The 19081-nt window shown below is 44.0% G+C and carries 18 protein-coding genes; all 18 read left to right on the top strand.

Features of this window, described 5'->3' with window-relative positions:
* Window positions 1–38: 38 nt before the first annotated feature.
* The 18 genes from LJE72_RS10270 (at window position 39) to LJE72_RS10185 (ending at window position 18997) form a co-directional block, all read left to right on the top strand.
* Entirely contained in the window at window positions 39–350 is a 312-nt protein-coding gene (locus LJE72_RS10270) for a BMC domain-containing protein (RefSeq protein ID WP_229247492.1), read from the top strand.
* 87 nt (window positions 351–437) lie between these two features.
* On the top strand, window positions 438–1829 hold the full coding sequence (gene pduL, locus LJE72_RS10265; protein WP_229247491.1) for a phosphate propanoyltransferase: 1392 nt from the start codon (window positions 438–440) through the stop codon (window positions 1827–1829).
* A 2-nt stretch (window positions 1830–1831) separates the two neighbouring features.
* On the top strand, window positions 1832–2656 hold the full coding sequence (locus LJE72_RS10260) for a flavoprotein (protein WP_229247490.1): 825 nt from the start codon (window positions 1832–1834) through the stop codon (window positions 2654–2656).
* Window positions 2653–2946, top strand: coding sequence for a EutN/CcmL family microcompartment protein (locus tag LJE72_RS10255; RefSeq protein WP_229247489.1), 294 nt, complete (start codon window positions 2653–2655; stop codon window positions 2944–2946). The genes LJE72_RS10260 and LJE72_RS10255 overlap by 4 nt, the downstream gene beginning before the upstream one ends.
* Before the next feature lie 17 nt (window positions 2947–2963).
* Window positions 2964–4307, top strand: coding sequence for a 4Fe-4S dicluster domain-containing protein (locus LJE72_RS10250; RefSeq protein ID WP_229247488.1), 1344 nt, complete (start codon window positions 2964–2966; stop codon window positions 4305–4307).
* Window positions 4304–4852: a BMC domain-containing protein gene (locus LJE72_RS10245; protein ID WP_229247487.1), complete on the top strand. Its 549-nt coding sequence runs from the start codon at window positions 4304–4306 to the stop codon at window positions 4850–4852. Before LJE72_RS10250 ends, LJE72_RS10245 begins: the two co-directional genes overlap by 4 nt.
* A gap of 107 nt (window positions 4853–4959) precedes the next feature.
* The gene (locus LJE72_RS10240; protein ID WP_229247486.1) at window positions 4960–5634 is read left to right on the top strand and encodes a cupin domain-containing protein; all 675 of its coding nucleotides are present in this window, start codon (window positions 4960–4962) and stop codon (window positions 5632–5634) included.
* A 30-nt stretch (window positions 5635–5664) separates the two neighbouring features.
* Window positions 5665–7029 (top strand): ethanolamine ammonia-lyase subunit EutB, encoded by a 1365-nt coding sequence (locus LJE72_RS10235; protein ID WP_229247485.1) that lies wholly within the window; start codon window positions 5665–5667, stop codon window positions 7027–7029.
* 15 nt (window positions 7030–7044) lie between these two features.
* On the top strand, window positions 7045–7953 hold the full coding sequence (gene eutC, locus LJE72_RS10230) for an ethanolamine ammonia-lyase subunit EutC (protein WP_229247484.1): 909 nt from the start codon (window positions 7045–7047) through the stop codon (window positions 7951–7953).
* Window positions 7954–7966: 13 nt separating this feature from the next.
* Window positions 7967–9424 carry an ethanolamine ammonia-lyase reactivating factor EutA gene (locus LJE72_RS10225; RefSeq protein WP_229247483.1) on the top strand — a complete coding sequence of 486 codons (1458 nt, stop codon included), beginning with the start codon at window positions 7967–7969 and terminating at the stop codon, window positions 9422–9424.
* A gap of 83 nt (window positions 9425–9507) precedes the next feature.
* Window positions 9508–10782, top strand: coding sequence for a PocR ligand-binding domain-containing protein (locus tag LJE72_RS10220; protein WP_229247482.1), 1275 nt, complete (start codon window positions 9508–9510; stop codon window positions 10780–10782).
* Window positions 10783–10794: 12 nt separating this feature from the next.
* Window positions 10795–11448, top strand: coding sequence for a corrinoid protein (locus LJE72_RS10215; RefSeq protein WP_229247481.1), 654 nt, complete (start codon window positions 10795–10797; stop codon window positions 11446–11448).
* Window positions 11449–11715: 267 nt separating this feature from the next.
* Window positions 11716–12924, top strand: coding sequence for a phosphotransferase enzyme family protein (locus LJE72_RS10210; RefSeq protein ID WP_229247480.1), 1209 nt, complete (start codon window positions 11716–11718; stop codon window positions 12922–12924).
* A 64-nt stretch (window positions 12925–12988) separates the two neighbouring features.
* Window positions 12989–14431 (top strand): trimethylamine methyltransferase family protein, encoded by a 1443-nt coding sequence (locus LJE72_RS10205; protein WP_229247479.1) that lies wholly within the window; start codon window positions 12989–12991, stop codon window positions 14429–14431.
* A 50-nt stretch (window positions 14432–14481) separates the two neighbouring features.
* Window positions 14482–15108, top strand: coding sequence for a corrinoid protein (locus tag LJE72_RS10200; protein ID WP_229247478.1), 627 nt, complete (start codon window positions 14482–14484; stop codon window positions 15106–15108).
* Window positions 15109–15436: 328 nt separating this feature from the next.
* Complete coding sequence (locus LJE72_RS10195; protein WP_229247477.1) at window positions 15437–16240, top strand: methyltetrahydrofolate cobalamin methyltransferase; 804 nt, start codon at window positions 15437–15439, stop codon at window positions 16238–16240.
* 142 nt (window positions 16241–16382) lie between these two features.
* Window positions 16383–17003, top strand: a complete 621-nt coding sequence (locus LJE72_RS10190) for an HAD family hydrolase (protein WP_229247476.1) — start codon at window positions 16383–16385, stop codon at window positions 17001–17003.
* 161 nt (window positions 17004–17164) lie between these two features.
* Window positions 17165–18997 carry an ASKHA domain-containing protein gene (locus LJE72_RS10185; RefSeq protein WP_229247475.1) on the top strand — a complete coding sequence of 611 codons (1833 nt, stop codon included), beginning with the start codon at window positions 17165–17167 and terminating at the stop codon, window positions 18995–18997.
* Window positions 18998–19081 lie beyond the last annotated feature (84 nt).

Here is a 19081-nt window from a genome sequence, read left to right as displayed (position 1 = left end):
ACAACGAATATCGAACTACGAATTTGGGAGGGAATAAAATGGCACAAGATCGAAGTGTAATAGCACTCGGAATGATAGAAACAAAGGGACTAATCCCAGCCATCGAAGCAGCCGATCAAATGTTAAAAGCAGCTAATGTCACATTATGCGGAAAAGAGCACGTCTCCGGTGGATTGGTCTCAGTCATGGTGCGAGGGGATGTTGGAGCTGTCAAAGCTGCCGTCGATGCCGGAGCAGCAGCGGCCCAACGAGTCGGAGCACTCCTCAGCGTACATGTGATACCACGCCCTCATCAGGACGTTGAGTACATTCTGCCAGTCGGTGATAACAAAAGTTACGGAGATAAATAACTAAACGTCAAATGTTCGAGCCAGAAGTAAAAGGAAATAGTCTGATCTCTGGCTTCTGACCTCTGACTTCTGTAATGAGGTGAGGACTTGATTGTCACAGAGTATGAACTAAGAGCTAATTGGCATAAAACCAAGGATAAACTGATCATATTGCCTCAGGGTAGTGTGATCACCCCATCGGCAAGGGACTTCATCCGCTCCAAGGGAATTGATGTTCAAATTGAAGGGAACGGACTGCAGGATATCCATAGGAATACCTTCTCTAATTATTCCCAAAGCATCGATAGAGGTAGTAGGCCTAAATCTGTTCAAGAGCCAGATGCACTTCAGGGACCTCAAACCCAGATCAAGAGTAATTCTAAATCTAATTTTAAAATTCCTCCTGGTGTTAAACCCGAACACATGACCCATTTGCGTACTGGGGCTTTAGTCACCAAGACCCATCCGGTGATTGCCTACCGAGGGCAATTGGACCTGTTTCAATGTGAACTTATCGAAGCCCAAGGCTTTTTCCTGCAGGCAGGGGAAGAGGAACTCATTCTGAAATTAGAAGAAATCTCGTCCCTGTGCCGACAACTCATGGTTAGTGAAGTTAAACAGGAACCTTTTCAATGGGCAACTCTGATGGGGCTAACCCCCGAAGAACTGCGGGAACGATCCCATCATCCCAAAAAGTATTTTGGAATCGACCATACCCCCTTAAGCTATACCCATGGACCCATCGTAGCCAAACTCCATCATTTAAGAGCCAAGTCACGAGAAGTCGAACTCTATGCCAACCGGGCGTTCACGGATGAATCTGGGGCATGTAGCAGAAGGGATCTGATTCAGGCCTTAAACCGGTTGTCCAGTGCCTTCTACATTCTTGCCTGCGAAGTAAGAAGTAGGAAAACTCAGGATCACAAAGTAAAACGAGTTCCCTTGGGAACTTCGAATCGCCATATCCACCTCTCCCAGGCCGACCTGGAGGTCCTCTTCGGTGAAAACTATGCTTTAACGGTTCAAAAAGAACTCTCTCAGCCCGGGCAATTTGCAGCTCAAGAGACGGTAACCTTAGTTGGACCTAAAGGAAGTTTAGAGAAGGTCCGTGTCTTAGGACCTGTGAGAAAAAACACGCAAGTGGAAATCAGTGTCACGGATTGTTTTAAATTAGGCATCAAGCCAATCATCCGAGATTCGGGGCAACATGAAGGAACTCCCGGCCTACAGATTGCAGGTCCGGTCGGTAAGGTCGACCTTAAAGCAGGGGTCATGGTAGCAAGCAGGCACATCCATCTGCACAGTAACGATGCTAAAGAGTGGTCCCTAAAGGATGGAGACCGTGTGTGTGTAAAAGTCGAGAGTCAGCGTCCCATGGTCTATGAAGACGTGTTGATCCGAGTAAGTGACCAATATCGTAAAGAAATGCACCTGGATATGGATGAAGCCAATGCGGCACTTATCGACGCAACGAGCCAGGGCAAACTCATGGGGGTATGACCATGAATGAAGAATTGATTAACCAGATCCTGCGCCGTATCCTGTCTGATCCAACCTTACAAGGATTACTTCAAGAAATTAAAAATCAAGAGGAGAACAATGTGGTTAAATCCGAAGCTTTAGTCCTCTTAAACTATGTCTCGGATTTTCCGCGCCTTCTGACCGCGGTTCAACAACGATGGGGATGCGACTATAAGCTTAGCATTTTACCAAGTGACCAAGTTTATTTACTTAAGCCGGAACTACCCGTTGGCATGACATGGATTACTGCTGAAGATGCTTTGAGCAAGTCAGACTGGCAAAAATTAATCCTGCCCGCGTGTTCTCTGAACACCTTGGCCAAAGCCGCCTTGGGTATTCGAGATAACCCAATCTGTGAGATGATTGGACGCGGGATAAGCAAAGGAAACTCCATCGAACTAGTGACAGAGTATCTTTGCTTTACCCCTCAAACACCGCCGGCCTATCGCGAACTATACGAAGGATATATCCGGAAGCTGCAATCTTATGGAGTCATGACATGTGCGAAGTTAGAAGAACGAGGTTCATTAGCCTTGAAATCTGTTCTAAAGGATCAGACAAATCAATATGAGCAGACATCTGTGACCTATGAATCGAAGAAAACAGGCTTCTATACAGAAAGTGCTCCCTCGCTGGATGAGATCCGCTTTGCCAAGAAATTCTTAGGAGATAAACAGGCCTATGGATTCCCCGAAGGTTCAACGATCCTCGTCAAACAAGGGACTGTCATATCACCGTTAGCCCGGGATACCCTAAAGTTGCGCCGAATTGAACTGTGCATCGAGAAGGAGGAAGGACAACGATGATCCTAGCACGTGTCATAGGAAATGTCTGGTCAACCCGTAAAGAAGAATCCTTGCGTGGCTTGAAGTTCCTCGTTGTCCAACCGGTCACCCTCTCTTATCAAGAGGATGGAACACCAAGACTTCAGGAATTTGGGAATTCCCTAATCGCTGCAGACCAAATCGGAGCCGGAGAAGACGAAATTGTCATGGTAGCCAGCGGTTCCTCGGCCAGGCAGGGTCTGGCAAATAATAGCATCCCCATCGATGCAACTATTGTAGGCATCATCGATAAAGAAACCTTTGAAGCGTGAGCTAAGTGGGTGAAAAAATGAGTGAGATAAAGAAGAAAGAGATAAGTGGGAAAGTTCGAGATGCTGGTGTCGTTGGCGCAGGCGGAGCTGGATTTCCAACCCATGTCAAGCTTTCTGCCCAAGCAGAGATAGTCATTGTCAATGCGGCAGAATGTGAGCCCTTGCTTAAAACCGACCAACAACTGGCAGCCCGCTATCCGGAGCTTCTCGTTAAAGGCTTAACCCTAGCCATGGAGTCGACGGGTGCCCAAAAAGGGATCATTGCCTTAAAAGCTAAATACAAGGATGCCATAGCAGCCTTACAACCCTATATCAGGAACAAAGACAACCTAGGGATTTCTATTATGCCCGATATCTATCCGGCAGGAGACGAAGTCATCACCATCTGGTTAACCACCGGGAGGCGAGTTCCACCGGGTGGAATACCCTTGAACATCGGAGTCGTTGTCAATAACGTACAGACCCTGATCAATGTCGCCAAAGCTGTCGACGGAACCCCTGTTACCACACGGACTCTCACTGTCACAGGAGCCGTCAAAAATCCTATTACTGTCACCCTCCCCATCGGAACGTCTATACGAGATGTCCTCGCACTGGCCGGCGGCGGAAGCGAGGATCTATCCTATATCAATGGAGGACCGATGATGGGAACCCTCATCACCGACCTTTCAGCCCCTGTCACCAAAACCACAGGCGGGCTGATAGCCTTGCCAAACAATCATATGCTCATCCAACGTAAACGAATGACCGTCGATAACATTTTGCGCATAGCCAAAACCGTCTGTGAACAGTGCAGTTTCTGTACCGAGCTTTGCCCGAGACACATAATTGGACACGAACTTTCTCCCCACCGACTTATCCGTGCGGTGAACTACAAAAACATCGGAGATCCGTTGTTGGTAACCAGTGCCTTAACTTGTTCTGAGTGTGGTGTGTGTGAAGCTTATGCTTGTCCGGTGGGAATCTCACCGCTGCGAGTGAATATCGCCTTAAAAGCAGAGCTCCGAGCCAAGGGCATCAAATATCAAGGAGAACTCGGGAAGGAAGACCCGATGGCCAAACACCGTTTAATTCCATCTGCCCGTCTGATGGATCGCTTAAGACTTCGACCATGGTATAAGGAAGCCCCTTTATCCTTAGACATATATGAACCCGACGAAGTCGTACTAAAGTTGCAGCAACACATTGGTGCTCCTGCAGTCCCTGCTGTCAAAGTCGGAGACCTTGTTTCTGTTGGACAACTTATCGGAGAAATCCCAGAAGGAGCACTGGGAGCAAAAGTTCACGCTAGCCTTGAGGGAACCGTGACTCAAATCACCCCTCAAGCCATAACGATAGGGAAAGGTGGTGCAGCCAAATGATTCATGCCATAGGGCTGGTAGAATTAACAAGTATAGCACAAGGCATAGAATGTGCTGATATCATGACCAAAACAGCCGACGTGACCATTTTAGCAGCCAAAACCATCTGTCCGGGAAAGTACATCGTCATGGTCAGCGGAGATGTATCAGGGGTGCAGCAGTCCGTGAACGCCGGAGTCGACTTAGGAGCAGAGACCGTGGTGGATTCCTTCGTCATCCCCAATGTCCATCCTTCCATATTGCCTGCCATGGGACGCGCCAACACATTAAAGGACATTAAAGCCTTAGGGATTATCGAAACCTATAGTGTGGCATCCCTAATTGAATCCGCGGATGCAGCCGTAAAAGCTGGTGACGTCGAGCCTCTGCTCATCCATCTGGCCTTTGGAATCGGCGGCAAAAGCTACACACTGCTCACCGGAGAAGTAGCCTCCGTTAAAGCAGCAGTCGAAGAAGGAAGCGCTTTGGCGAGTGATAAAGGACTTCTCATCCGTCAAGTCGTCATACCAAGACCCGCGAAGCAATTGATTGAAAGTTTGATGTAATAATAGGAAGCAGATGTATGAGGCAAAAGGCATGAGCACAAAGCTCAATGTTCCAACTTCGGACCTCTGGCCTTTGACTACTGACTTCTATTTTAAGGAGGTGTACTATGGGACGATTTATCTCGGCAGCGGTTTTACGAGATTTGGCCAAATTTGATAAAAATATAGTCTTGGAAGAAGACAGTGTACTGACTCCCTCCGCCAAAGATCTGGCCAAAGAGTTGGGAATAACTATTAGCAAAGGCAGACAAGAAATCATAGGTCATAATGTTATAGGGCAATCGGCAGGACAACAAGTGAATTCACAGTCTGGTTTTAATAAAGTCAGCGTTTCCTCTGAAGTTGCCACAGACGCAGAAAGCCAATGCGATGACTTGAAAAAAGCGGTGCAAAGAATTCTCGGTGAGGTTCTCAAACCCGCCTGTGAAAACCCTAAAGCAACCCATGTCAAAGGGGAAACTGTGGTGATCCAGCCCTTTCCGGAAGCTCCTCCGGGGCAAAAGGTGGGACTCGTGGACGTCATCGACTCACGTGTGGGAAATCTTGCCTCAGGTTTTATGACCTTTGATCATTCTAAGCTGCCATGGTTTCTAAATTATGATGAAGTGGATTACGTCATAGAGGGAGAGTTTGTACTTGAAGTCGAGGGGCAAGTCTTTCGCGCTAAACAGGGAGATGTGGTTTATATTCCAAAGGGAAGCCAAGTGGTCTTTTCCTCTCCGACCTTTTGTAAAGTTTTCTATGCTACCTACCCAGCTAACTGGGCAGATTTTTGCGATTAAGGACATTATGTCAGATTGGGGGATCGTTCGATGATTTTAAAGGCGAAAGTTTACAATAAAATTTTTGCATTCCAAAGTCTTAAAGAAGTGATGGCTAAGGCCAATGAAGAGAAGTCCGGTGATGAACTGGTCGGAATTGCTGCGAAATCAGCTTCTGAACGAGTGGCAGCAAAATTGGTTCTCAGTAATCTTACCCTTGAGGACATTTACAATAACCCGGTCATTCCCTACGAAGAGGATGAAGTCACTCGAGCAATTTATGATGGACTCAACTTAAGAATCTATCAAGAGATCAAAAGTTGGACGGTCGGTTATTTGCGAGAGTATATTTTAGACCATAAGACAACAGGAGAAGACTTAACTCACATAAGTCGTGGTCTTACGAGTGAAATGATTGCTGCTGTGGCTAAGTTAATGTCTACTATGGACCTTGTCTTTGGGTCGAAGAAGATGCGCGTTCAATCTCACTGTAATACGACGCTCGGTGTGCCCGGAACTTTGGCTTTCCGCTGCCAGCCCAATCACCCAACCGACAATATAGAAGGGATGCTGGCTTCCCTCAAAGAAGGATTAGCCTATGGCTCAGGGGATGCAGTCATCGGAATTAATCCGGTGGAAGACAATGTAGAGACGGTCACTCGCCTCTTAGATACGGTTAAGAACTTCATGATAAAATGGGAAATACCAACTCAAAACTGTGTTCTGGCTCATGTAACAACACAGATTAAAGCTATTGAAAAAGGTGCTCCTGTAGACTTGGTTTTCCAAAGTATTGCCGGAACTCAAAAAGCTAATGATGCCTTTGGTGTAAATGCCGCCATTCTTGATGAGGCCTTTGCTTTAGCACAGCGTAAAGGAACGGCGACAGGGCCTAATCTTATGTATTTCGAAACCGGACAGGGTTCAGAGGTTTCTCTGGATGCTCACCTCGGCGTAGATATGATGACGCTGGAAGCAAGAACTTATGGATATGCACGCGGATATCATCCGTTTATGACTAACAATGTTTCTGGATTTATTGGGCCTGAGACGATTTATTCAGGTCGAGAAGTAATCAGGGCAGACTTGGAAGATTTATTCATGGGTAAGCTGCATGGGTTGCCGATGGGGATTGCTCCCTGTTATACAAACCATATGAAAGCAGACCAAAATGATCAGGAAATGGGAACTCTCCTCTGCGCTATGGCTGGTTCAAACTTCTTCATGGGAGTTCCGGGCGGCGACGATGTTATGCTGAGCTATCAGGATACCAGTTACCATGATGACGCTAGTACCCGGGAAATCTTAGGGTTGCGGCCGCTTCCTGAGTTTGAGAAGTGGTTGGAAAAAATGGGCATTTTAGCAAAGGGCAAACTGACAGAGAGAGCCGGAGACCCATCCATTTTTGATAAATAGGGGAGGCGAATCCAGGTGACAGTCGCGAATAATGAATTAGAGAAAGTCATTATCCAAAGTGTTATGGAAGAACTGGCTAAGAAAGGGCTGCTTTCACATAAGGGGAAAGACCAGGTGATGGCGGCGGCGATGATGGATACGCCTTTAGTCCCTAACACAGAGTCCGAGGAGATGGTTACATTCCCTCCTCAAGAAGAAATGCAGATTTCAAACCCATTTAATGCAGATGCGGTTAAGGCTATGAAGAAGTTGACCCCAGCTCGGATCGGAATTGGCAGAGCCGGAACTCGCCCCAAAACTATGTCCTTGTTAAGATTTTTGGCAGATCATGCAGTAGCTCAAGATGCAGTATTTCTCGATGTTTCTGAGGAATTTCTGCGACGGATGAACTTAATGTCTGTGCAAAGTGCTGCTACTAGTAAAGATGAGTTTTTACAAAGACCCGATTTGGGACGTCGTTTATCGGAGGAAGCGGTGAAAATAGTCTCGGAAAAATGTGAAAAGAATGTCCAGGTTCAGATTCTGATCGTTGACGGACTAAGTTCAACTGCCATTGAGGCCAATATTCCAGATTTATTGCCGGCGTTGATCCAAGGGCTGAAATCTGCGGGAATAAAAGTCGGAGCTCCCTTCTTCGTGAAGAATGGGAGGGTATGGGTTCAGGATCATGTAGCATCTATTGTCAATTCTGAGGTGATCATTTCCTTAATTGGAGAGCGACCGGGACTGGGAACTGCCGAGAGCCTTAGTGCTTATATGATTTACCGACCCAATGAAAATACGGTGGAAGCAGATCGTACGGTTATCTCCAATATTCATAAGGGCGGAATCCCTCCTGCTGAAGCAGGGGCTCATCTTACAGATGTTATCCAACAAATTCTGGCCGCCAAAGCGAGTGGCGTTAAGCTGAACCAGCAAAAATAGGGGCGGTGACAAAATGCCCGAATCGACTAACCAAAGGATCACGAGTGTGGGCATTGACATTGGAACCACTACTACCCAACTGGTGATCAGCCAATTGACTATCGAGAATACTGCTTCAGGAACTTTAGTTCCTCGCGTGGAAATTACGGATAAAGAAGTAATCCATCGCAGCAGGATCTATTTTACCCCCCTCTTAGACCGCGACTTGATTAATGCGGTTGAGGTCTCGAAGATTGTGGAAACTGAATATATGGCTGCTGGGCTGACTCCTGAGATGATTGACACAGGTGCAGTGATTATTACCGGGGAAACGGCTAAGAAAGAAAATGCTAAGGCGATTATTGATGCTTTAGCTGGATTTGCGGGTGACTTCGTCGTGGCCACTGCCGGTGCTAATTTGGAGGCAATCTATGCGGGCAAGGGATCGGGAGCTGCCTTATATTCAGCCCAGAGGCATCAAGTCACAGTCAATATCGACGTAGGTGGCGGAACCTCCAACTATGCCATGTTTCATGAAGGTAAGGCTGTTGACTCTTCCTGCCTTAATGTGGGCGGACACTTAATAGAGTTTGAGCGACAGGGGGACCGAATTACTTACATTTCTGAGCCGGCTGAAACCGCTTTAAAACATAGGGGACAAAGGCTTCAGGTAGGGGAACGAGTGACTCTTCCTCAACTTCGTCCTATTGTCAAGGCTATGGCTGGGTGTGTTGTGGACGTACTCAAGACATCTGTGCACACTGAGTTGACCAAGGAACTGCTTATGACCCCTCCCTTGCAGTTAGCTCACCCGATTCGAAAAGTAATGATTTCCGGCGGGGTAGCGGACTATGTCTATGCTTTAAATGGACCGATGACCATGGCGGAAGTGACAGCTTTCGGAGATTTTGGGCCGCTTCTCGGCTGGGAGCTTAAAGTATGTTTGGAGAGAGATGGGTTTGTCCTAGAAAAGCCTGAGGAGACAGTACGAGCAACGGTCATCGGAACCGGAACTCAGTCGGTCAATTTAAGTGGCAGTACCATCCATCTTCAGGAAAATACATTGCCTATTCGCAATGTCATGGTTATTTCTCCATTTACATCCTTGATTCCTGAAACACCTCAAAGCATAGCAGAAGTCATTAAAAAGGAAATCCTTCGGCTCCAGGTCGATCGCTTTGAAGGAATTGTAGCTATAGCCATGAAAGGGCCGCGAACCATGTCCTTTGCAAATATAGATATCTTGGCTCAAGGGTTGCTGTTGGGCATGCATGACTACTTATGTAAAGCTAAACCCCTCATACTTGTTGTCGAAGCAGATTGTGGGAAAGTTTTGGGACAGTGTATAAATGCTTCAGTTAATAAACCCCTTGAAGTGATTTGCATTGATCAGCTTGAAGTGGATAATTGTGATTATATTGATATCGGTAAACCTCTTATGGGCGGCCGAGTTGTACCGGTAGTCTTGAAGACCTTAGTCTTTAATCGGTAATTAATAGAGCTCTGTGACGTTCATAAATGCTTGATCGAAATCTATTCTCTTTAAAGATATCCTTTTATGGAAGGATGAGTTCAATGCTCCAACCATTAGATTCTGACCTTCTGGATCCAAAACACCTCGAGGAAAGCTTGGGTAGCTTTCACAACGCAACAGGGTTACATATTGAGGCTATTAATAATGAGGGTGAGACTTTTTCGGTACCGGGAAACTTTGGACGAAGTGAATTTTGCCGTTATATTCGTTGTCAAGCTGAGGGAGAAAGGAGATGTCAGGATTCTTATAAGCGGGCCAGCTTTGAGGCTGCCAAGTGGGAAGAACCCTATTTCTTTCGTTGCCATGCAGGGTTAGTTATCTGGGCTGTCCCGATCATGATTCGAGGGGTCTCTTTGGGAAGCATTATCTGCGGACAAGTACTAATGTGGGAACCGGATCACTTCTTCTTTCAGGAACTGAAGAAACTAAATGCTGGAATCGAGAGTTTTGAAAAGTTAAAAAGCATGGCGAGTAAGCTTGAAGTCGTTTCGCCATCTCGCTCTCAAGCCGCTGCTGATATGCTTTTTGTAGTTGTGAACCATTTGGTCAAACGGAACATCAATAGTCTGGAGGAAATTGATGCAACACGATTGCAGCAACAACAAATCCGACATGAAATTGAGGAACGCAAGCGGAAAAATTTACCGGATCTTAGTGATTATGACGATTATTTAAAGAAAGAGCGCAAGTTTTTGCGCTATATTCGGTTAGGAGATAGAACAAGGGCCGATCAGACTCTCCAAAGTCTTTTGACGGATCTTTATACAAAAACCGTGGGAGATCTCGAAACGGTCAAAGTCAGGATTCTCGAATTAGCGACCTTGACATCCAGGGCGGCAGTAGAAGGGGGAGCAAATGCAGAGCGTATTATGAGGCTTCTGAAGGAATTCAATAAGGAAATTGAGGGTATTGAGCGAGTTGAAAAGTTTTTCTATAAAATTCAAAGGATTGTAGAAACCTTCTTAGAGGGTATATTTACATTAGCAGATAAAAAACACATTGCTATAGTTAAAAATGCTCGGGATTTTATTATGGAGAACTACGCTTTGCCTCTTACAGTAACTGATGTAGCTCAGCACCTCTTTATCAGTTCCTCTCATCTATCAAGGTTGTTTCGAGAAGAATTGGACTGTACAATTAATGATTACTTGACCCGAGTCAGAGTGGAGCAAGCCGTTGAAATTATGAAAAAACCCGAATTCAGTGTTGCCCAAGTCTCTAAAGCTGTGGGTTTTAAAAACCAAAGTTATTTTTCTAAAGTCTTCAGGAAATATATCGGGGTTACTCCCCTTACATATAAAAACAGCTTGTATTAGAAGGTGAGAGTTATGGTATTTCAAGGAATCATTAAATCTATCGCTGCTGGGGACGCTGAACAAAGCATGGTCTTGACCCAACGAGCTTTGGCGCAGGGGTTTGCTGCGGAATCCGTTCTGGAAAAAGGTCTAATTGCCGGAATGGATCGCGTGGCTGAGAAGTTTCGCGAGCAAAGGGTTATGGTGCCTGAAGTCCTCATGGCTTCTCGGGCAATGCATGCGGGTTTAAGTCTTGTGGAACCCTTATTAGAGAGTTCTGAAAAGAAAAGCACCGGCAAAATCGTTATGGGAACAGTAGCCGGAGATCTCCATGACATTGGATTGAGTCTAGTCAAGATGTTAGTCATGGCCACGGGTATTGAGATTATTAACCTGGGAGTGGATGTAACCCCCAAAAAGTTTGCCAGTGCTGTGCGTAAAGAAAGACCTCACATTCTGATGATGTCAGCCTTGCTCACTACCACCATGACTATGATGAAAGATGTGATTGACGAATTAGAATCATTGGGAATTCGCAAAAACCTAGTCGTGATTGTGGGAGGTGCCCCTGTGGACGCGGGTTTTGCAAAGCGAATAGGCGCTGACTATTACTTCGAAGATGCCTTTGAAGTACGAGCCTTCTTAGTTGAAAACTTGACGAAGCTAATCTCTAAAAAAAGTCGTTGAAAAAGAGGTGAATATTTTTATTTTTGTATGAAATATCCACCTCTTTTTCATAATAGTTTTTTATCTAGACAAGGAATATCAATATGTGCGGAATAGTAGCAATATTCAAATGATTGTAATGAGTCAAAACGAGCAGAAATGTGTTAATCAAAAATAATTTTTAAATGCTATGATTATTGCAATAGAAAAACCTTTTTACTCTGTTTTAAAATTAAGGTTCCATTCTTTCATTAATCATCCAAGCAAATTTCTATTAGGAGGATCAACATGAACACAAGTAAAATGAGACATCTCGAAGAGCTAAGTGTTAACCAAACGTTTTCTATGTTTACCCAAAGTAAAGACCTCAAAAAAATTGCTGCTCATTTCTTCGAATCTATGGAATCAGTCCTAATCCGTAATCAAATCGTTGATGCGCTGCAAAGCTATGATCTCGGGATTGTTACTGCGGTCTTCGAAATATTTGGTGGGTATGTTAATCGAAGTTTTGGTATTTACACAGAGAAAGATGGAAAACAGTGCGAATACTTTGTGCGAAAATATAAATATGGTATCACAGCTCCGGAAATAATTTTTGAACACTTAATGATTGACTACTCCAAAGCTCATGGCTTGGATATTGCTGCCGGGTTAATTCGTACTAAAGATGGAGCAACCTTTGTCAAGAAAATTGAAGGGGTAAATGGAAATGGAACGGATATCTATTTTGCGGTGTATGAGTTTCTGGAAGGCGATGACTTATACACCTGGGATACTCCAAACTTAAATGATGAAGAGTATGCCAGTGCAGCAGAAGTCTTGGCAACTTTCCATAATGCTGCCAGAGATTTTGATCCGCAAGGTCTGGAGCGAATAGAACCGAAGATTATGGAATTTCTCCCGACTTTGCCGGAAAAATATAAAGAATTAGCCCGGAAGGATATCGACACGAAGTTTCACAAATATTACAGGAGTAAACTGGACTCAATTTTGAAGGTCATTGAGAGCTCGCAAATTCCTCAGGATGTGCTGGAAAAAATGCCGCTCACACCTTGTCACAATGATTTTCATGCGGGTAATTTAAAATACGTAAATAGCAAGGTTGTAGGAATCTTCGACTTTGATTGGTCTAAGATTGACCATAGGCTCTTTGATGTAACTTTAGGGATGGCTTATTGCTGCAGCTCATGGCAAGATGAACAAGATGGGGTGTTGCTTCTCGATAAATGTGCTATTTTTCTTAAATCTTATCAGCAAAAATTGATTGAATTGAAAGGGCTAGAACCTTTGAATGCCGTGGAAATTGAGTATCTGCCCACGATGATCGCCGCCTCAAATATGTATTTGATAAATTGGGATGTAGCAGCATACTATGCCGGAACTGATCTGAATGAATATGAGTATATTGCCTATCTGCAGCATAATGTTCGGTTGATGAATTGGATTGAAAAGCATAAAGCAGAGATATTAGAAGTGGCAAAATCCATATTAGTGTAGTCGATTTAAACCCAATAGCTCGACTGAAGCATCAATCCGAGCAGAAGGAAAGGGGATTTTAATTGTGGAGTTCACTAAATTATTTAGTCAGTCAGAAGTAGAGCGCGTACATGAGGCCTCATTGGAAATTCTGGAAAACGTCGGGATGCTGGTTCGTAATCAGAAAGCAATGGAAATATTTTCCAAAAATGGCTGCCAGGTTGACATGGAAACAATGATGGTTAAGTTTCCCCGAGAGGTTGTTGAGAAGGCAAGAAAAACCTTTGTTCCTACCTATACTTTTACTGCTCAAGATCCAAAATTTGATGTCACAATGCCCGGCGACCGCCCGATTGTCGTAACAGGGAGTTCCGCTCCCAATATTATCGATCCGGAAACAGGTGAAGAACGTCGCGCTACCTCTGATGACATAGCTAATATCGCTTATTTGATTAATGAACTGCCTGGATTTGATGTCTTTTCAATATCAACTCTGGCGGAGGATGCCCCAGAAGGACAGTTTAGTCTGTCCCGTTTTTATCCTGCCTTGAAAAACTGTAAAAAGCCTGTACGAAGCAATACTCCTAACATGGAGGACCTTAAAGCAGTACTGGATTTAGGAGCCCTGATCGCAGGAGGGGAAGAAGAGTATCGTAAGCGTCCATTTATTAATCATCATTATTGCCCGGTTGTTTCACCGTTGACCTTTGATGTGGATTCTACTGAAGCAGTTATCTATCTGATTGAACAAGGACTGCCGGTCTACGGAACAATTGTTCCAAATGCCGGCATGACTTCTCCTCTAAGCTTGATGGGGACTTTGACCTTAGGCAATGCAGAATTCCTGGGACTTGCAACCCTGACTCAAATGATTCGTCCGGGAGCCCCCATGATCTATGCTGTCTTGTCCACAGTTGCGGATATGCGGACAGGAGCCTATGCCCCAGGTGCTATCGAAACGGGAATGCTGCAAATGGCGCATACAGAAATGGCGAGATTTTACAATGTTCCTTCCGGCGGATATATCGGCTTGACCAATGCCCATTCTAATGACGCTCAATCAGGGTATGAGACAGGAATGAACACCACAGGCGCTTTGCTTGCCGGAGCAGACTTATTCAATATGGGGGGGCTTTTAGGGAGTCTGATGGCCTTTGACTTTGCTAAAGCTGTGATCGACAATGAAATAGCCTTGATGCTTAAACGAATGAAAAAGGGTTTTGAATACAACGAAGAAAACTTGTGTTTAGACTTGATTGCGAAAGTTGGCCCCGGTGGGAGTTACATGGATTTGGATCATACTATGAAAAATATGCGAACCATTGCCGTTTTACCCAAAGTGGCAACAAGAGAAATGCGTCGCCGTTGGGAAGATCAAGGGAAACCAGACGCTCACAGCCGTGCAATGAAAGAAGCCGCAAAAATCTTAAGTAAACCGAATAAGTCGCGCTTTTCAGAAGAACTGGATGCTAAAGTTCGCGGCCATTTCAAAGGACTTGTTGCAGGGGATGCTAAGTGGGGAATTTAATCTTTACACAACGTGACGGTCTTGTGACTGAAAGGAAAGGGAGATAATTAATGAGCGTACAGACTATTTATGATGCAGTAATAGAATTTAACATTGATAAAGTAGTGTCTCTGGTTGAAGCTGAAATTAAGATTGGCACGGATGTCTCGGAAATTCTAAGCAATGGATTAATTGGGGCAATGGACGAAGTCGGGCAACGCTATTCTGAAGGAGAATTCTTTGTTCCGGAAATGCTCATGGCTGCTAAAGCCATGAAAGCTGGACTTGAGGTATTAAAACCATTATTATCACATGGAGAAAGCGAAAAAAAGGGAACGATTATTATCGGAACCGTCAAAGGGGACTTGCATGATATTGGCAAGAATTTAGTCTCCATGATGATGGAAGGCGCCGGATTCGAGGTTTATGATCTGGGGGTAGATGTGGATACAGAGAAATTCCTGGCCACCGCAAAAGAGAAAAAAGCCGATGTCATCTGTATGTCCGCTTTATTAACGACGACCATGCCCTTTATGGAAGTAACTGTGAAAGCTATTCGCGAACAAGGGTTAAGCTTTAAGACCATGGTTGGCGGAGCACCCGTGTCAGAAGATTTTGCAAAGAAAATCGGAGCGGATGGTTGGAGCACTGATGCCCCCGGAGCGGTAGAGACTGCTCGTAAACTTACGGCTAAATAAGACATCCTGTGAGATGCTGTTAAATAGTCTATAGAAGCTAAAAACTTCAGAACTGACTTCTAAATTTAAGTCTCATCGACTTAGTTTTGACGTCAGTTCCTTTGGTGTAAGTCTATCCTGACTTGTTTTTAAGTATCTGATATTCCAAAACTTAATAAATTAAGCTTAATAGGGACCTGGAATGTTGAAAACTCACTGGAAATCAAGTAATATTTAGCTAAGTTTTCATCGCAACATAATTGGCACGGAATTTGCAGTATTAGTCTTCTTAGAAATCCTAGTTCTAAAGAAATAATAATTAAGAGCTGAATATGAGGAGGAAAAATTCATGTTAGTAGTGGGAGAATTAATTAATGCAAGTCGTAAAGCCGTCGGAGAGGCCATCAAAGCACAAGATGCTGAATATATCAAACAGGTGGCTAGGGATGAACATGAAGCAGGAGCAGATTATATTGATGTCAATGCCGGTATCTTTGTCGGTAAGGAACCTGAATACCTGCAATGGCTTGTAAAAACAGTTCAAGAAGCTGTAGAGGCACCTTGTTGTATTGACAGTCCGGACCCCAAGGCTATTGAAGCTGCTCTATCTGTACATAAAGGTATCGCCATGATTAACTCGATATCCTTAGAAAAAGAGCGCTATGACGCCTTGATTCCTGTCATTGCAGGCACCGACTTAAAAGTTGTAGCTCTTTGTATGAGTGATGAAGGTATGCCGGAAACTATGGACGCTCGTCTAAGAATCGCCGAAAAGCTGATTGATGGACTTGTCAAAAACAATGTACCTCTTGAAAACATATATGTAGACCCGTTGGTTCAGCCAGTTTCTACTAACAGTACCTTTGCCGTTGAGTTTATTAATTCGGTAGAGGCGATCATGACTCGCTTTAAAGGAGTTCATACCATTTGCGGTCTGTCCAATGTATCTTATGGTTTACCCGTGCGTAAATTTATGAACCATGCCTTTGCTATTATGGCTATTGGCAAAGGTCTGGATGGCCTTATTATTAACCCTCTGGACAAGATGATGATGGCAAGTTTAGTTACTGCTGAAACACTTGCCGGGCGAGATGAGTATTGCGTCAATTATCTTAAGGCCTTTCGCAATAAACAATTTGAGTTCTTAGGTTAATAGTTTTAAGTTCAATCAAACTGGATAAAAATGAATACATTAGGTTAGTATTTGTATAAGATCCCCTTCTCTATAAGAGCAGGGGATCTTATACAATCAGTTTCTTTTAATACACGGCAGTGATTTTCAAGGAGGTAAAGGTGTGGCGCTCGTAATGTTTGATTATGATGGGGTTATTGTGGATTCCCTGGAGGTTTTTATTTCGCGTTTTTCACAAGCCTGTCTTGAGAATGGGTTCCGGGGAATCAATGAACCAAAAGATGTCATTTCATTATTCGAGGGTAATGTTTATGAGACAATGATGAGTCGAGGGATCAGTGAAGTTGCCATAAATGACATATTGAAGAGATATGAAATATTACAAGGTGAACAATTGACAGACCTTGAACTCTTTGACGGGATTGGGAAAGCCTTACAGAGGATCTCGGAAAAACACCATGTATATGTTATTACTTCAAATCTTTCCGGTGCAACCAAAGAGATTTTGAATAGGAACGGAATTACTTGTTTTGAGGATGTTATTGGAGCAGAAAAAGAGAAAAGTAAGATCAAAAAAATTCACAACACTATGGCATTGCATCCGGGTATCTCGGCCTATTATGTAGGGGATACCAAAGGGGATATGATAGAAGGTAAACACGCAGGTACACAAACGATTGGAGTGACCTGGGGATGGCATACTCCTCAGAAAATTAACGAGGGCAACCCGGATTTTCTTGTTAATTCCCCGGAAGAACTTGCGGATTTTCTGGTTAAGGTATGAAGTAAAGAAGGAAAATAAGGGAATAGATCGAATTGTATAAATAAGGCATTGAATTCATAATAATGGGATAAGGCAGTTTTGTGCATTTGGCCGATTCATGTGTTCTGCTTGATCTTCGTTTTTAGGAATTTACTGACCTAAAATTCTTCCAGGAGGTAATTATGGAAATAAAAATACTCCCAAATCGGGTTATTGAAACTAAAGATACAGAGACTTTAATGGAAGCTCTCATTCGTCATCAACTTCCCGTCGATAACATCTGTAATGGTAAAGGAACCTGTGGTAAGTGTAAAGTTCGAGTGATGGAAAATGCTTCAGAGCCAAGTGCTCAGGATTTAAAACATCTTAATGAGGTCGAACTCCAAGCGGGATTCCGACTTGCTTGTACTGTGGTTCCCGAAGAGGGCATGGTTATTCAGCTGAATTTCGTAGAAAGTCAGGATCGAAAAGAAAGTGCACTCTTAGGAATGAAAGCATCTGTCTTAGATCCGCGGGTGGAAAAGATTTGTTTGACCATCAGTAAACCTTCACTTGAAGATGAACGGGGAGACTGGGATCGCCTGGCAGATGCTCTCAGCACTTCCACAGGGAGGAGCTATAACTCCCCGAGTCTGTATATCCTTAATAAAGTGTCGGATGTTTTGAGAGAGGATAAGTATGTCCTAACAGTTACTATTTTTGAAAATGAGATCTTGGAGATTGAGCCGGGAGACACTGGGAAGAGATTGTATGGAGTTGCCGTCGATATAGGGACAACCAGTGTTGGGTTGGCTCTATATGACTTGATTGAAGGTGACCTCATAAAGGTCGTCTCAATTGAGAATGAGCAGACCGCCTATGGTGCAGATGTTATTTCTCGTATTTCCTTCGCTAAAGAAAGCCAAGAAAATGCTTTGGCCATGCGCAATGCTGTCAGAAGAACTATTAATCATTTGTTAAAAGAGCTTGAATTAAAAACTGATGTAAGAAAAAACGAAATCGTGAAGATGTCTATAGTAGGCAATACGACGATGCATCACCTCTTAATCGGCTTAGATGTGTCTCATTTAGCGGTATCCCCCTTTGTTTCCGTTTGCAATAGACCGTTAGAATTCTCAGCGCATGAATTGGGAGTAGAAATCAATCCTCAAGCTAAAATATTCTTCCTTCCTAATATAGGAAGTTTTGTTGGGGGGGACACAGTAGGGGCTATCGCAGGGGCTCCTGAGGTACTGGAGCCGGGAAATCACTTACTCATTGATTTAGGCACTAACTGTGAATTGTTTTTGAAAACTGACAACTTGATGATGGCCTGTTCTACAGCAGCCGGACCAGCCTTTGAAGGTGCGGGAATAGCCTACGGAATGAGGGCAAAGCAGGGAGCCATCGAAAGTGTGAGTATTACTGACAAGGGTGTGAACTGTGAAGTAATCGGGGGACAGGAACCTATCGGGATTTGCGGATCAGGTCTTATTGAAGCAATTGATGAGATGAAAAGAGCCGGAGTAATAAATAAACAAGGGAAAATTGCTGTTCCTGAAACAGCAGATCATCTTTCGGTTGAGCTTCGCAATCGGATACGGCCTGCTGAAAAAGCACGTGAATTCATCTTGGCCTACGGAACAGATCAAAGCTCAGATGTAACTATCAGCCAAAAGGATGTCGGGGAATTACAACTGGCTAAAGGGGCAGTCTGCGCAGGAATTAAAACTTTGGTTGAAATGGCGGGCATCAGTGTTGCTGAGCTGGATTCGGTTATATTATCCGGGACCTTTGCCACTTATCTTAAGGCTAACAACATTTTAAACATTGGTCTCGTACCGGATATCCCGCCTAAAAAAATAAAAATGGTTGGGAATGCGGCTCATGTCGGTGCAATACGAACACTTCTAAATCACCGGGAGATGAATATGACAGAAGAATTATACAGGAAGATTCGTCATATTGAATTAGGAGGCAGCGCCACATTTTCCAGTTATTTTATGAATAGTTTATACCTAGAACGATTGAGTTAGTTAAAAGTTAAGAAAAAACTGAAAATGTCTTAAAATATTGTCTGAGAAGAGTTATAATGGTTAGAGAATTAAAGGACAATCTTC

Origin of the sequence: Desulfosporosinus shakirovi (assembly GCF_020595055.1) — a bacterium.
GTDB classification, from domain to species: Bacteria; Bacillota; Desulfitobacteriia; order Desulfitobacteriales; family Desulfitobacteriaceae; genus Desulfosporosinus; species Desulfosporosinus shakirovi.
The sequence above is the reverse complement of the archived record's forward strand: the minus strand, read 5'-3'. Positions and strand labels throughout refer to the sequence as shown.

Coding starts and splice junctions, on each gene's coding strand:
- LJE72_RS10240 (WP_229247486.1), top strand. CDS start 4,960: ATGGGACGATTTATCTCGGCAGCGGTTTTACGAGATTTGGCCAAATTT.
- LJE72_RS10200 (WP_229247478.1), top strand. CDS start 14,482: ATGAGCGTACAGACTATTTATGATGCAGTAATAGAATTTAACATTGAT.
- LJE72_RS10260 (WP_229247490.1), top strand. CDS start 1,832: ATGAATGAAGAATTGATTAACCAGATCCTGCGCCGTATCCTGTCTGAT.
- LJE72_RS10250 (WP_229247488.1), top strand. CDS start 2,964: ATGAGTGAGATAAAGAAGAAAGAGATAAGTGGGAAAGTTCGAGATGCT.
- LJE72_RS10185 (WP_229247475.1), top strand. CDS start 17,165: ATGGAAATAAAAATACTCCCAAATCGGGTTATTGAAACTAAAGATACA.
- LJE72_RS10255 (WP_229247489.1), top strand. CDS start 2,653: ATGATCCTAGCACGTGTCATAGGAAATGTCTGGTCAACCCGTAAAGAA.
- LJE72_RS10225 (WP_229247483.1), top strand. CDS start 7,967: ATGCCCGAATCGACTAACCAAAGGATCACGAGTGTGGGCATTGACATT.
- LJE72_RS10220 (WP_229247482.1), top strand. CDS start 9,508: ATGCTCCAACCATTAGATTCTGACCTTCTGGATCCAAAACACCTCGAG.
- LJE72_RS10210 (WP_229247480.1), top strand. CDS start 11,716: ATGAACACAAGTAAAATGAGACATCTCGAAGAGCTAAGTGTTAACCAA.
- LJE72_RS10215 (WP_229247481.1), top strand. CDS start 10,795: ATGGTATTTCAAGGAATCATTAAATCTATCGCTGCTGGGGACGCTGAA.
- LJE72_RS10235 (WP_229247485.1), top strand. CDS start 5,665: ATGATTTTAAAGGCGAAAGTTTACAATAAAATTTTTGCATTCCAAAGT.
- LJE72_RS10245 (WP_229247487.1), top strand. CDS start 4,304: ATGATTCATGCCATAGGGCTGGTAGAATTAACAAGTATAGCACAAGGC.
- LJE72_RS10270 (WP_229247492.1), top strand. CDS start 39: ATGGCACAAGATCGAAGTGTAATAGCACTCGGAATGATAGAAACAAAG.
- LJE72_RS10195 (WP_229247477.1), top strand. CDS start 15,437: ATGTTAGTAGTGGGAGAATTAATTAATGCAAGTCGTAAAGCCGTCGGA.